The sequence below is a fragment of the Sphingomonas sp. G5 genome, assembly GCF_052660795.1.
This window is the reverse complement of the sequence record NZ_CP109660.1, coordinates 2094051-2107457: the sequence shown is the minus strand read 5'-3', so window position 1 is coordinate 2107457 and position 13407 is coordinate 2094051. Positions and strand designations below refer to the sequence as shown.

Annotated in this window: 10 protein-coding genes and 2 riboswitches; of the genes, 9 read left to right on the top strand and 1 reads right to left on the bottom strand. The window is 68.3% G+C overall.

All coding sequences use genetic code 11. The annotated features are described in order from the left end of the window. The first annotated feature begins 14 nt into the window (after positions 1-14). The 5 genes from NE358_RS10230 to NE358_RS10210 all read left to right on the top strand — a co-directional run bounded on the left by NE358_RS10230 (position 15) and on the right by NE358_RS10210 (position 7073). Entirely contained in the window at positions 15-404 is a 390-nt protein-coding gene (locus NE358_RS10230) for a hypothetical protein (RefSeq protein WP_146035584.1), read from the top strand. A gap of 60 nt (positions 405-464) precedes the next feature. Then, positions 465-559, top strand: a riboswitch (glycine riboswitch). Next, a riboswitch (glycine riboswitch) is annotated at positions 560-671 on the top strand. It begins immediately after the preceding riboswitch. Positions 672-719: 48 nt separating this feature from the next. Further along, positions 720-1844, top strand: coding sequence for a glycine cleavage system aminomethyltransferase GcvT (gene gcvT / locus NE358_RS10225; RefSeq protein ID WP_289938208.1), 1125 nt, complete (start codon positions 720-722; stop codon positions 1842-1844). Continuing rightward, positions 1841-2215, top strand: coding sequence for a glycine cleavage system protein GcvH (gene gcvH / locus NE358_RS10220; protein WP_116240023.1), 375 nt, complete (start codon positions 1841-1843; stop codon positions 2213-2215). The genes gcvT and gcvH overlap by 4 nt, the downstream gene beginning before the upstream one ends. Then, on the top strand, positions 2212-5091 hold the full coding sequence (gcvP, locus tag NE358_RS10215; protein ID WP_289938205.1) for an aminomethyl-transferring glycine dehydrogenase: 2880 nt from the start codon (positions 2212-2214) through the stop codon (positions 5089-5091). Before gcvH ends, gcvP begins: the two co-directional genes overlap by 4 nt. 239 nt (positions 5092-5330) lie before the next feature. Continuing rightward, positions 5331-7073 (top strand): ABC transporter substrate-binding protein, encoded by a 1743-nt coding sequence (locus tag NE358_RS10210; RefSeq protein WP_289938203.1) that lies wholly within the window; start codon positions 5331-5333, stop codon positions 7071-7073. Positions 7074-7076: 3 nt separating this feature from the next. Here NE358_RS10210 and NE358_RS10205 read toward each other — a convergent pair whose 3' ends face one another. After that, positions 7077-7931 carry a CPBP family intramembrane glutamic endopeptidase gene (locus NE358_RS10205; protein ID WP_258027984.1) on the bottom strand — a complete coding sequence of 285 codons (855 nt, stop codon included), beginning with the start codon at positions 7929-7931 and terminating at the stop codon, positions 7077-7079. Between the two features lie 164 nt (positions 7932-8095). Between NE358_RS10205 and NE358_RS10200 the strand changes: the two genes are divergently transcribed. The 4 genes from NE358_RS10200 (at position 8096) to NE358_RS10185 (ending at position 13407) form a co-directional block, all read left to right on the top strand. Continuing rightward, positions 8096-9715, top strand: a complete 1620-nt coding sequence (locus tag NE358_RS10200) for a peptide ABC transporter substrate-binding protein (RefSeq protein ID WP_219728538.1) — start codon at positions 8096-8098, stop codon at positions 9713-9715. A 164-nt stretch (positions 9716-9879) separates the two neighbouring features. Next, the gene (locus NE358_RS10195) at positions 9880-10809 is read left to right on the top strand and encodes an ABC transporter permease (RefSeq protein ID WP_103210912.1); all 930 of its coding nucleotides are present in this window, start codon (positions 9880-9882) and stop codon (positions 10807-10809) included. After that, complete coding sequence (locus NE358_RS10190) at positions 10799-11746, top strand: ABC transporter permease (protein WP_103210911.1); 948 nt, start codon at positions 10799-10801, stop codon at positions 11744-11746. Before NE358_RS10195 ends, NE358_RS10190 begins: the two co-directional genes overlap by 11 nt. Continuing rightward, positions 11743-13407, top strand: coding sequence for an ABC transporter ATP-binding protein (locus NE358_RS10185; protein ID WP_103210910.1), 1665 nt, complete (start codon positions 11743-11745; stop codon positions 13405-13407). Before NE358_RS10190 ends, NE358_RS10185 begins: the two co-directional genes overlap by 4 nt.

Here is a 13407-nt window from a genome sequence, read left to right as displayed (position 1 = left end):
CGAAGGAAGACAGCATGACTCCCGCTGAGGCCCGTGACGCTCTCGTCTCAACCATCGAAGACAGTGCGGCCCAGCTCAATGTCGCGGGGTGGAACCGCGATCACGCGCCCGAGGTCGGCGATTGCGGCGATCAACAAGGCCAGCGCGTCAATTACTCATATGGCTACGGGGCACCCGCTCCGGACAGTGATCGGGGTGCCGACGCCAAGGTCATCGCCGACTACTGGCGTTCGCTCGGCATGCAGGTGCGTGTCGTCGATACGCCGCTCTACGTCGTGTACGCCTCGGGCGGGACCGTGGCGGGTCTGTCGTTCTCAACGGCCCCCGGCGACTACTACATTGCCGGCACCTCCCTCTGCGTCCCCGGAGACGCCCGCGAAATACGCAAGCAGGACAACGGCTGAACATCGCACGTCCCGCGCCCGAGCTCCGCTAGGCTGACCCCACAAGTCCACACCGGCCCCATGATCGATGCGGGAGAGCTCCGGCGAACGCAGCCGGACACCGAAGGAGCAAGCCTCCCCGCCAATCTCTCAGGTACGCGTACCGCGTCGATCGGGCCACTCTGGAAAGAGACCCGGATGCACCGTCCCGGGTCCGCCGACGGTGAAAGCCCGCGCTCGATTCGACCGCACGGGTGAAACTCTCAGGTCCATGACAGAGGGGGAGTTCTGCAGGCGTCGTCCGACGTCTGTCCGTCATCGCGAACGGCAGAACTCATGACCGAAACCCCCGCTCCACCGCGCACGTCGCCGCTGAACGATCGACACGAGGCCCTCGGCGCCTCGTTCACCGACTTCGGCGGCTGGAACATGCCCGTGCGCTACACCTCCGACCTCGCCGAGCACCACGCGGTGCGCACGGCCGCGGGGCTGTTCGACATCTCGCACATGGCGGAGTTCCGCGTCGAGGGCGAGGCCGCGCCCGCGTTCCTCGACTACGTGCTCGCCGGGCGACTGTCGACCATGAAGATCGGTAAGGCGAAGTACTCGCTGGTGCTCGCCGAGAGCGGCGGCATCGTCGACGACGTCATCGTCTACCGCACGGGGGAGCAGAGCTTCCTCGTCATCTCCAATGCCGGTAATCGGGATGCCGTGGCCTCGGCCTTCGATCTGGCGCGGCGCACGTTCCCCGAGGCGCCGCTCGTCGACGACGTCACCGACGACTACGCCCTCATCGCTCTTCAGGGGCCCGAGGCGCGCGGCATCCTGAGCTCCACCCCGGGGGTGCAGATCACCGGCACCGCTCTCGACGAGCTCGGCTACTACGCCTGGACCGAGGGGACGTTCGAGGGCGCACCGCTGTTCGTCGCCCGCACCGGCTACACCGGCGAAGACGGATACGAACTCATGATCCCCACCGCGCAGGCCGCCGCGCTGTGGGACGCCGCGCTCGCCGTGGGCGCTGCTCACGGTCTCGTGCCGTGTGGCCTCGCTGCGCGTGACACTCTCCGCCTCGAGGCGGGCATGCCGCTGTACGGTCACGAGCTCTCGCGCGACATCGTCCCCGCCCAGGCGGGCCTCGGTCGCGTCGTCGCCGCCGACAAAGAGGCGTTCGTCGGGAAGGACGGGCTGTCCTCGGGTCCCGCCGACGCCCCCGTGCTCGTCGGTCTCGTCTCTGCGGGGCGTCGCGCGGGTCGCGCCGGCTACGCCGTGCTGCACGGGGACGACACCGTCGGCGAGATCACCAGCGGGGCCCTCAGCCCCACCCTCGGCCACCCCGTCGCGATGGCGTTCGTCGCCCCCGCGGCATCCGAACCCGGAACCGAACTGACCATCGACGTGCGCGGGACCCGCATCCCCGCGACCGTCACCGCCCTTCCCTTCTATCGGAGAAACGCATGACCGACCTCACCGCCCTCAGCTACACGTCCGAGCACGAGTGGATCGCCCTCGACGGCGACATCGCGACGGTCGGCATCACCGACTTCGCCGCCGACAAGCTCGGTGACGTCGTCTTCGTCGAGCTCCCCGGCGCCGACTCCGCGGTCACCGCAGGCGACGTCTGCGGCGAGATCGAGTCGACCAAGTCGGTCGGCGAGCTCTACGCGCCCCTGAGCGGCACCGTCGTCGAGGTGAACGACGCGGTCGTCGACGACCCCTCCCTGGTCAACGCCGAGCCCTTCGACGGAGGCTGGCTCATCAAGATCCGCGTCGACGGCGAGCTCCCCGCCGACCTGCTCGACCGTGCCGCCTACGAGGAGCTCACCGCGTGAGCACTCTTCTTCCTCCGCGCACCGACGCGGGAACGCCCGCGGTGTTCGTCGACCGCCACATCGGCGTCGACGCGGCGGCCCAGGCCCGCATGCTCGAGACCGTCGGCTACGACAGCGTCGAGGCGCTCGTCGAGACCGCGGTCCCGGCATCCATCCACGTCCAGCCCCGCGCGACCAGCTCGATCCCGCCCGCGGCCACCGAGGCCGAGGCGCTCGCAGAACTCCGCGAGCTCGCCACCGCGAACCGCTCGGCGCGGCCGCTGATCGGCCTCGGCTACTACGACACCTTCACCCCGTCGGTGATCGCGCGGAACGTGCTCGAGAACCCGTCCTGGTACACGGCCTACACGCCGTACCAGCCCGAGATCTCGCAGGGCCGGCTCGAGGCGCTCATCAACTTCCAGACGATGGTCACCGATCTGACGGGCCTCGCCACCGCGAACGCCTCGATGCTCGACGAGTCCACCGCGGTCGTCGAGGGAATGCTCGTGGCCCGTCGCGCCTCGAAGGCGAAGACCGATGTCTTCCTCGTCGACATCGACGCCTTACCCCAGACCAAGGCCCTGCTGCACCACCGTGCCGCGGCCGTCGGCATCCGCATCGAAGAGACCGCGTTCGCGGGCGAGCTGCCCGAGGCGTTCGGCGCCTTCGTGCAGTACCCGGGCGCGACAGGACGCGTCTGGGACTTCTCGACCGTCGCTGAGACGATGCACGCGAAGGGCGGTCTCGTCGTCGCCGCGGCCGACCTGCTCGCGCTCACCCTGCTGCGCTCACCGGGCGCGCTCGGCGCCGATGTCGCGGTCGGCACGACCCAGCGCTTCGGTGTGCCGCTCGGCTTCGGCGGACCCCACGCCGGTTACATGGCCGTGCGGGCGGGCCTCGAGCGTCAGCTGCCGGGCCGTCTCGTCGGAGTGTCCCAGGATGCCGTCGGCGCCCCCGCCTACCGCCTCTCGCTGCAGACGCGCGAGCAGCACATCCGCCGCGAGAAGGCGACCTCGAACATCTGCACCGCCCAGGTGCTCCTCGCCGTCATGGCCGCGATGTACGCCGTTTACCACGGACCCGACGGCCTCCGAGCGATCGCGACGCGGGTCGCGCAGAAGGCCGATGCCCTGGCATCCGCTCTCCGCTCGTACGACCTGACCCTCGGGAGCGACGCGTTCTTCGACACCGTTCGCGTGCACGTTCCCGGGCGCGCGCAGGACGTGGTCGACCGCGCCCGCGAGGGGGGATATCAGCTGCTCTGGGTCGACGGTGCGACGGTGGGCGTCTCGGTGGACGAGACGACGACGGATGCCGACATCTCGGCCGTGCTGAACGCTTTCGGTCTCGCCGGCGGCGAGCTGCCCGTGGGCGAAGCGCTGCGCGGCGTCGACGGCGCCCTTCACCGTGACGACGAGTACCTCACCCATCCCGTCTTCCACACGCACCACAGCGAGACGGCGATGATGCGCTACCTCAAGTCGCTCGCCGATCGCGACTACGCGCTCGACCGCGGCATGATCCCGCTGGGCTCGTGCACGATGAAGCTCAACGCGGCCACCGAGATGGCGGCGGTGTCGTGGCCGGAGTTCTCGCGCGTGCACCCGTTCGCGCCCGAGGCCGACGTGCACGGCTACCTCGAGATGATCGACCAGCTCGAGCGCTGGCTCGCCGAGGTGACCGGCTACGATGCGGTGTCGCTGCAGCCGAATGCCGGTTCGCAGGGTGAGCTCGCGGGCTTGCTCGCGATCCGCGGCTACCACCTCGCGAACGGCGACACCGAGCGCACGGTGTGCCTCATCCCGTCGTCGGCCCACGGCACGAACGCCGCCTCCGCGATCCTCGCGGGCATGCGGGTTGTCGTCGTCGCCTGCGACGAGGCGGGCAACGTCGACCTCGTCGACCTGCGCGCGAAGATCGCCCAGCACGCGGAGACGCTCTCGGCCCTGATGATCACGTACCCCTCGACGCACGGGGTGTACGAGCACGATGTGCTCGAGATCACGCAGGCGGTGCACGACGCCGGTGGACAGGTGTACGTCGACGGTGCCAACCTCAACGCCCTGCTCGGCTTCGCTCGGTTCGGCGACTTGGGCGGCGACGTGTCGCACCTGAACCTCCACAAGACGTTCGCGATCCCGCACGGCGGCGGCGGACCCGGTGTCGGTCCGGTGGCGGCGAAAGCGCATCTCGCGCCGTACCTGCCCTCGCACCCGTTCTCGCAGCGCGCCGACCACGCCGGGGGGACGTTCGACGGCGGTCCGGTCTCGGCTGCCCCGCACGGCTCGGCCGGAATCCTGCCCATCTCATGGGCGTACGTGCGCATGATGGGCGTCGAGGGGCTCCGCCAGGCCACGGCCGCGGCGGTGCTTTCGGCCAACTACATCGCCACGCGCCTGCGCGAGCACTACCCGGTGCTGTACGCGGGCGAGGGCGGTCTGGTCGCGCACGAGTGCATCCTCGACCTGCGTCCGCTCAAGGAGCAGACGGGTGTCACGGTCGACGACGTGGCCAAGCGCCTCATCGACTACGGCTTCCACGCGCCCACGATGTCGTTCCCGGTCGCCGGCACCCTGATGGTCGAGCCCACCGAGAGCGAGGACCTCGCCGAGCTGGATCGCTTCGTGGATGCCATGATCGCCATCAAGCGCGAGGCCCTCGCCGTCGCGGCAGGCGAGTGGCCCGCCGACGACAACCCCCTCGTGAACGCTCCGCACACGGCGGAGACCGTGGTCGTGGGGGAGTGGGACCACCCGTACTCTCGCGAGACCGCCGTGTACCCCGTCCGCTCGCTGATCCGCGGCAAGTACTGGCCTCCCGTGCGGCGCATCGACCAGGCCTACGGCGACCGCAACCTGGTCTGCTCGTGCCCGCCGCCGGAGGCGTTCGCCTGACCCGCGCGCGGCGTCGACTCCCGGCATCCGGGGTTCGGCGCCGCGCTCGTCTCGCTCCTTTCGCGGACCCGTTGATCTCGCGAGACTGCATCCCGCCGACAAGTGCGTTGCAGCGTGACGAAGGTTTGTCAGCGGGATGCAGCCTCGCGGCCCGCGAAACATCGCCCCGGCGGACAGAGCCGGACCGGTGCCCGCAGGAGACCGGGAGATCCTCAGGAGGCGTTTAGTAAAGTGCCCCTGTGCACCACGGGCTGAACGACGTTCCTCGACCGACTCGACGCCGTGGCGGGCCGGGACGCGTGATCGCGCTCCTCGTCGCCGCAGGGCTCGCGCTGGCCGGTTGCTCGGCTGCCGACCCCGCGCCCGAGCCGGCGAAGGAGCAGCGCACGAGTCTGACGGTCGGTGTCGTCGGTTCTCTCACGAGCTTCAACGCGGCCAGCGCTACGGGCGACACGGCCGCCAACCGGGCGGTGTCAGCTCTCCTCGACGAGAAGCTCGGATCGCTGGACGGAAACCTGCAGGTCGTGCCGAACAACGGCCTCGGCCGCATCACGCGCGTCGAAGGCGACCCGCTCACCGTGAGCTACGAGCTGTTCTCAGACCGCGTGTGGTCGGACGGCACTCCGGTGACGCTCGACGATCTCCTGTTCGGGTGGGCCGTCACCTCGCATTTCTTCGACGACGCCACCTACGACGCGAACGGCCAGCTGGTCTCGGGCACGCGCTACTTCGACACCGCGCTGCCCGCGGATCCCAACGCTCGTACGACGCGACCCCGTCTCGACCGGGCGAACGACAAGCTCACGCTCACCTACGACCAGCCGTTCGCCGACTGGAATCGCCAATGGCTGCTCGATCGTCCCGTGCACGTCGTCGCGCAGCGCGCGGGCGTCAGCGTCAAGGACCTGCTCACCGCGATCCTCACCGTGCCCGAGGGCGACCCGCAGGCGCCGGTCGCGCCGAACCCCGTGCTGGCCGCCGCCGCTCAGGCATGGAACACCGGTTTCGACGTCGCACCGGGGACCACCCCCGATCCCGCGGGCGTCGTCTCCTCGGGCCCGTGGACCGTCTCGGAGATCACGGCCGACACCCTCCAGCTCGCTCGACGCGACAGCTACCAGGGCGCGCATTTTCCGGGCCTCGAAGGCCTCACCGTCCGGTTCTTCCCGGATCGAGCCGCGCAGTTGTCGGCTCTCGAAGCGGGGACGGTGGATGTGGCCAACGTCGGCGACCTCGACGTCGCGGAGCAGAAGACGCTGACCGATGCGGGCTTCACCGTCCAGGTAGGGCCGACGTCAGAGACGCTGCAGCTGCGGTTCGCCACGACGACGGCATCCGATCTTCGTCAGGCGACGACTCTGTCGCTCGACCGTTCATCCCTCGTCCAAGACGTGCTCGGGGCCGTCCGTCCCAACGCGCAGCCGCTGCAGTCCTTCCTCTCCTCGCCGGCGACCGGCCAGCTCTACAACGATCTCGTGTCGGGGAACGGCGCTCCCGGGACCGGAGCCGACGTGAACGCCGCCCGCTCCGCCCTGAACGACCGGGCGGCCGTGCTTCGAGTGGCCTACGACGCGACCGATCCCACGTCTTCGCTGGTGTTCCCGCGGATCGTGTCGATGGCCGCCAAGGCGGGCATCGCCGTTCGAGCCGCCACGGCGACGGAGATTCCGGATGCCACCCTCTCGTGGGTCGGCGAGGACGAGAGCCTCTATCGTTCGGCCCGCGACCGCATCGCGGAGGGCATCGACGGGGGAGACACCCAGGAGCTCTTCGACGACCTCACCACGCACACCGATCCCGTCGACGTGCTGTCGGAGGCGAAGCTCATCGACCGGTCGCTGTTCGCCGCGTACGCGGGAGTGCCGCTCTTGGAGCGCACGGGCGCCGTGGTCAGCGCAGCGGGCGTCGGGGGAGTGACCTACACCTCCGAGCCCAACGGGCTGCCGCCGGCGTTCTGGACCTGGTCGCCGCCTCAGTCCTGACTCTCAGGAGCTCGGAGACGGCGCGGGGGTGGGAGCGAAGATCCCTGGCCACCACGCTGCCGCGAGGGGGTATCCGACGAAGGCGACGATGTCGATGATCGTGTGTGCGACCACCAGGGGCATCACGCGACCCCATCGCTTGTAGCACCAGCCGAAGACCAGCCCCATCACGACGTTGCCGAGTGCAGAGGGCCATCCCTGGTAGAGGTGGTAGCTACCCCGCAGGAGGGCCGTCGAGACGATGATCCCCGTCCACGACCAGCCGAGACGACGCAGGCGGTCGAAGAGGAACCCGAGGAAGATGACCTCCTCGGTGAGGCCGGCTCGCAGTGCCGCGAGGACGAGCAGCGCGATGACCCACCACGACGAGTCCAGGGGAGCGGGGATGACCGCGATGCTCTGCCCGAGTGCCCGGCCGATCGCGTACACGCCGATCCCGGGGGCGCCGATGAGAACCACCAGCAGCAGCCCGCGCGCGGCGTCGCCGCCGAAGCGTCGGAAATCGAGGCCGATGCGGCGGAGGGCGTTGCTCGTCGGTTCCCACAGCAGATAGACGGCCAGGGCCACGAGGGCCAGCGAGAAGAAGATGTCGAGGAACTGGTAGATCGCGTCCCACAGCGGCTCGGCGCTGCGTGAGGGGTTCAGCTGCGTCTGCTGCTGCGAGATGGGCGCACGCGTCGCCGCACGCACGAAGGAGACGACCGAGTAGATCGCGGACTGACCGACGCTGACGAGCAGCACGATGGCGATCTCCCACCCGAGCCGGCGTCGCCGGTAGGTCTCCGTGCGCGCGATGGCGGGAGGATACGTCCAGTCTGCGCCGCCGCGTGACCGGACCGGCTTGTCAGATTGCTCCATGGAGAGCCTCTCGAGTAAATGCTGTGTAACGTTTTTCAGAGGAGTTTGGGGCACCTGGGTAAACGTGCCTAGTGTGTTCTCATCCTGCCCGACGGATCTTTCCCGCGCCTTGTGCTGCGCGAAAGCCCTGCATGGGCGACGATCATCCCTTCCCTGGAGGAACTGTGAAGCGCAACAAGATTGCCCTCTCCGGCCTCGCCCTGCTGGGAGCTGTCGGGCTTATGCTCGCCGGCTGCTCGGGCGGCGGAGACAACGGCGGCGGCTCGTCATCGGGCGGCGACGCCACGGCGATCATTCGGACGAACGGCTCCGAGCCGCAGAACCCGCTGATCCCCACCAACACCAACGAGGTCGGTGGAGGAAAGATCCTCGACTCGATCTTCGCGGGTCTGGTCTACTACGACGGAACCGGCGCCCCGGTCAACGACATGGCCGAGTCCATCGTCACCAACGACCCCCAGAACCTCACGGTCACCCTGAAGAAGGGCCAGAAGTTCACGGACGGCACCGAGGTCAAGGCCGACAACTTCATCAAGGCGTGGAACTACGGCGCCCAGCTCTCGAACAACCAGGTCAGCAGCTCGTTCTTCGAGGACATCGTGGGCTTCAGCTACGACGCTGACTCCGAGCTCACCGGTCTCCAGAAGGTCGACGACTACACCTTCACGATCGCTCTGTCGAAGCCGGCCGCCGACTTCGCGCTGCGCCTGGGCTACTCGGCGTTCTTCCCGCTGCCCGACGTCGCGTTCAACGACATGGCCGCCTTCGGTGAGAACCCCATCGGCAACGGCCCCTACAAGCTCAAGGGCGAGGGTGCCTGGCAGCACAACGTGCAGATCGACCTCGTCAAGAACGACGACTACCAGGGCGGTCGCACGGTTGAGAACGGTGGTCTCTCGATCATCTTCTACGCCACCCAGGATGCCGCATACGCCGACCTGCTCGGCGGCAACGTCGACGTGATCGACGGGGTTCCCTCGTCGTCGCTGGCCACGTTCCAGTCCGACCTGGGGGACCGCGCGGTCAACCAGCCGGCAGCGATCTTCCAGTCGTTCACGATCCCCGAGCGTCTCGCGCACTTCAGCGGCGAAGAGGGCAAGCTCCGTCGTCAGGCCATCTCGATGGCCATCAACCGCGACGAGATCACCAAGACGATCTTCCAGGGCTCGCGCACCCCGGCCAGCGACTTCACCTCGCCGGTCATCGCGGGCTGGTCGGACTCGCTCTCGGGCGCCGACGTGCTGAAGTTCAACGCGGACAAGGCGAAGCAGCTGTGGGCCCAGGCCGACGCCATCTCGCCCTGGAGCGGCTCGCTCCAGATCGCCTACAACGCCGACGGTGGACACCAGTCCTGGGTCGACGCGGTGACGAACTCGCTGAAGAACACGCTCGGCATCGACTCCTCGGGCGCGCCCTACCCGACGTTCAAGGAACTGCGCTCGGCGGTCACCAACCGCAGCATCGAGACCACGTTCCGTTCGGGCTGGCAGGCCGACTACCCCGGTGCGTACAACTTCCTCGCGCCGCTGTACGCCACGGGCGCCTCGTCGAACGACGGTGACTACTCGAACCCGGAGTTCGACGCGCAGATCACGGCCGGCATCGCCGAGACCGACCTCGGGGCGCAGAACGCCGACTTCGCCAAGGCTCAGGAGATCCTGCTGAAGGACCTCCCGGCCATCCCGCTCTGGTACTCGAACGTCACCGGCGGCTACGCCGAGGGCGTCAACAACGTCCAGTTCGGGTGGAACTCGGTTCCGCTGTACTACGAGATCACGAAGTAACCCTTCCGATCTCACCCGCGAGGCGGTGACGGATTCGTCACCGCCTCGCGGTCTGCCAGCCAGGCCTCATCACGACGTGTGATAAAACGGCACGGGTCCTTTCGCGGTCCATGCCCCCCTGACAACGTCGGATGAGGCGTTTCCCACGTTCGAAAAGAGAGCGGATGCTCGGCTACATCCTCAGACGTCTGCTGCAGGTCCTCCCCGTGTTCTTCGGGGCCACCCTGCTGATCTACTTCATGGTCTTCGCCATGCCGGGGGACCCGATCCTCGGTCTCTTCGGCGACAAGACCCCTGCGCCCCAGGTCGTCGAAGCCCTGCGCGCGCAGTACCACCTCGACCAGCCCTTCATCGTCCAGTACTTCCTGTACATCGGCGGGATCTTCCGGGGCGACCTCGGCACCACCTTCTCGGGTCAGTCCGTCAACGAGGTGCTCGCACGCACGCTCCCCGTGACCGGTCGCCTCGCGGTGATGGCCCTGGCCATCGAGCTCGTCCTCGCTGTGGTGGTCGGCACCATCTCGGCCATCCGCAAGGGCAAGCTGTTCGACAACGTCGCGCTCATCGTGGCCCTGTTGTTCGTCGCCCTGCCGATCTTCGTGGCATGCTTCCTCGCTCAGTACTTCCTGGCCATCCAGCTCGGCTGGTTCAAACCCACCGTGGGTGCCCAGAACAACTGGGGCGACCTGTGGTTGCCCGCCATCGTGCTCGGCTTCAGCCTCTTCGCCACGAGCATGCGCCTGATGCGCGGCTCGGTCATCGACACGCTGAACCAGGACTGGGTGCGTACCGCCTACAGCAAGGGCTTGTCGCGTCGCCGCGTCATCCCCGTGCACGTGCTGCGCAACTCTCTCATCCCGGTCATCACGAACTCCGCGACGAACTTCGGGGTGCTCCTCGTCGGCGCCACCGTCACCGAGGGCATCTTCAACATCCCCGGTGTCGGCAACACGCTGTACCAGGCCACCATCCGCGGCGAGGGACCCACGGTCGTTTCGTTCGTGACCGTCTTCGTCATCATCTACGTGCTGGTCAACCTCGTCGTCGACCTCCTGTACGGCCTCCTGGACCCGAGGATCCGCTATGTCAAGTAGTCAGTTCCCGGCGCCGCACTATGTCGCGCCGATCAAGACCGAGACCATCTCGGTCGACGCCGTTCGCGTCGCCGCCCGTAAGAGCAACCTCTGGCTCGACGCGTGGCGCGACCTCCGTCGCCGCCCCACGTTCTGGATCGCGCTGGCCGTCATGGCCGTCGTCATCCTGATGGCCGTGTGGCCGACGCTGTTCACCCAGGTGCCGCCTAACAACGACTGCCAGCTGTCCAACAGCAACGCCGGTCCCGCCTCGGGCCACATCCTGGGCTTCACGTTCCAGGGGTGCGACACCTTCTCCCGCATCGTGTGGGGAGCGCGTACGTCGCTGTCGGTCGGTCTGCTCGCGACCGCGATCGGCACGATCATCGGCCTGATCATGGGTGCGTTGTCGGGCTTCTACGGCGGATGGCTCGACGCGGTCATCTCGCGCGTCGGCGACATCTTCTTCTCGATTCCCTACATCCTCGCGGCCATCGTCGTGATGAGCGTGTTCTCGCAGTACCGCAACGTCGTCACCCTGGCGTTCGCGATCGGCGGGTTCGCGTGGGCGTCGACGGCGCGCGTGGTGCGCGCCGAGGTACTGCGCGTGCGTCAGGCCGACTACGTCGCGGCCTCGCAGGCGCTCGGTCAGACGCGTTTCCGCACGCTGCTGACGCACGTCATCCCGAACGCGATCGCCCCTCTGCTCGTGGTCACCACGATCAGCCTCGCGGCGGCCATCGTCGCGGAGGCGACGCTGTCGTTCCTCGGTGTCGGCCTGGGCGGCGACACCATGTCGTGGGGTAACGACATCAGTCAGGCGCAGCAGTCCTTGCGTATCGCGCCGCTGGCCCTGATCTGGCCGTCTGTCGCCCTGACGGTCACGGTGCTGGCCTTCATCCTGCTGGGCGAGCTCATCCGAGACGCCATCGACCCGAGAGCGAGGGCCCGCCGATGAGCGACGCCACCATGACGCCGCTGCTGTCCGTGCGCGACCTGAAGGTCGCGTTCGAGGGAGAAGGCGGTACGCGCGAGGTCCTGCACGGAGTCAGCCTCGACGTGTATCCCGGTCAGACCGTCGCCATCGTGGGTGAGTCCGGTTCGGGCAAGTCGACGACCGCGTCTGCGGTCATCGGTCTGCTCCCCGGCACCGGACACGTCACCGCCGGCAGCATCACCCTCGACGGGCGCGAGCTGACCGACCTCAGCCAGACGCAGTTCGAGTCGGTACGCGGCAGGGACATCGGCTACGTCCCGCAGGACCCGATGTCGAACCTGAACCCCGTGTGGAGCATCGGCTTCCAGGTCAAGGAGGCGATCCGCGCGAACGGCATCGCCACCGGCCGCAAAGAGGTCGAGCAGCGCGCGATCGAGGTGCTGAAGCAGGCCGGTCTCGCCGACGCCGAGCGTCGACTGCACCAGTACCCGCACCAGTTCTCGGGCGGTATGCGCCAGCGCGCGCTCATCGGTATCGGCCTCGCGGCCGACCCGAAGCTGCTGATCGCCGACGAGCCGACCTCGGCTCTCGACGTCACCGTGCAGCGCGTCATCCTCGACCACATGGCATCCCTCACTCGCGAGCGGGGCACCTCGGTGCTGCTCATCACGCACGACCTGGGGCTCGCCGCGGAGCGCGCCGACACGATCGTCGTGATGAACCAGGGCGAGATCGTCGAGTCGGGTCCCAGCCGCGAGATCCTCGAGAACCCGCAGCACCCGTACACGCAGCGACTGGTGGCGGCCGCCCCCAGCATCGCTTCGCAGCGCATCCAGGCGAAGGTGGAGGACCGCGGCATCCTGCGCGAGTCCGACATCGACGCTCCCGCGACGGTCAAGGTCACCGACCTCGTCAAGGAGTACAAGATCCGCCAGGGCGGGTTCCGCAGCGAGCAGTTCCGCGCCGTCGACGGGGTCTCGTTCGAGATCCCGCGTGGCAAGACGCTCGCCCTCGTCGGCGAGTCGGGCTCCGGCAAGTCGACGATCGCGAAGATGGTGCTCAAGCTCGAGGAACCCACCTCGGGCTCGATCGAGGTCGACGGCGTCAACACCGGCAAGCTGAACGCGAAGGACACCTTCAACCTCCGCCGCCGCATGCAGCCGGTCTTCCAGGATCCGTACGGCTCGCTCGACCCGCTCCGCAGCATCGGCAACCTGATCGCGGAGCCGCTCAACATCCACAAGGTGGGTGACGGTGCCTCGCGCCGCGCCCGTGTGGAAGAGCTGCTCGAGCAGGTCGCTCTGCCGCAGGAGCTGGCATCCCGCTATCCGAACGAGCTGTCCGGCGGACAGCGTCAGCGCGTCGCCATCGCGCGTGCGCTCGCGCTCAAGCCCGACATCCTCGTGCTCGACGAGGCCGTCTCGGCTCTCGACGTGCTCGTGCAGGCGCAGATCCTCCAGCTGCTGGCGGAGCTGCAGTCCGAGCTGGGGCTGACGTACCTGTTCATCACGCACGACCTCGCCGTCGTCCGCGTCGCCGCCGACCTGGTGTGCGTCATGGAGCGCGGCAAACTCGTGGAGCAGGGCACGGTCGACGAGATCTTCGCCCAGCCGTCGCAGGAGTACACGCAGCGCCTGCTCGACGCCATTCCCGGCGCCTCGCTCTCACTGGGCGGCGCGTGA

Coding starts and splice junctions, on each gene's coding strand:
- NE358_RS10230 (WP_146035584.1), top strand. CDS start 15: ATGACTCCCGCTGAGGCCCGTGACGCTCTCGTCTCAACCATCGAAGAC.
- gcvT (WP_289938208.1), top strand. CDS start 720: ATGACCGAAACCCCCGCTCCACCGCGCACGTCGCCGCTGAACGATCGA.
- gcvH (WP_116240023.1), top strand. CDS start 1,841: ATGACCGACCTCACCGCCCTCAGCTACACGTCCGAGCACGAGTGGATC.
- NE358_RS10205 (WP_258027984.1), bottom strand. CDS start 7,931: ATGGAGCAATCTGACAAGCCGGTCCGGTCACGCGGCGGCGCAGACTGG.
- NE358_RS10195 (WP_103210912.1), top strand. CDS start 9,880: ATGCTCGGCTACATCCTCAGACGTCTGCTGCAGGTCCTCCCCGTGTTC.
- NE358_RS10190 (WP_103210911.1), top strand. CDS start 10,799: ATGTCAAGTAGTCAGTTCCCGGCGCCGCACTATGTCGCGCCGATCAAG.
- NE358_RS10185 (WP_103210910.1), top strand. CDS start 11,743: ATGAGCGACGCCACCATGACGCCGCTGCTGTCCGTGCGCGACCTGAAG.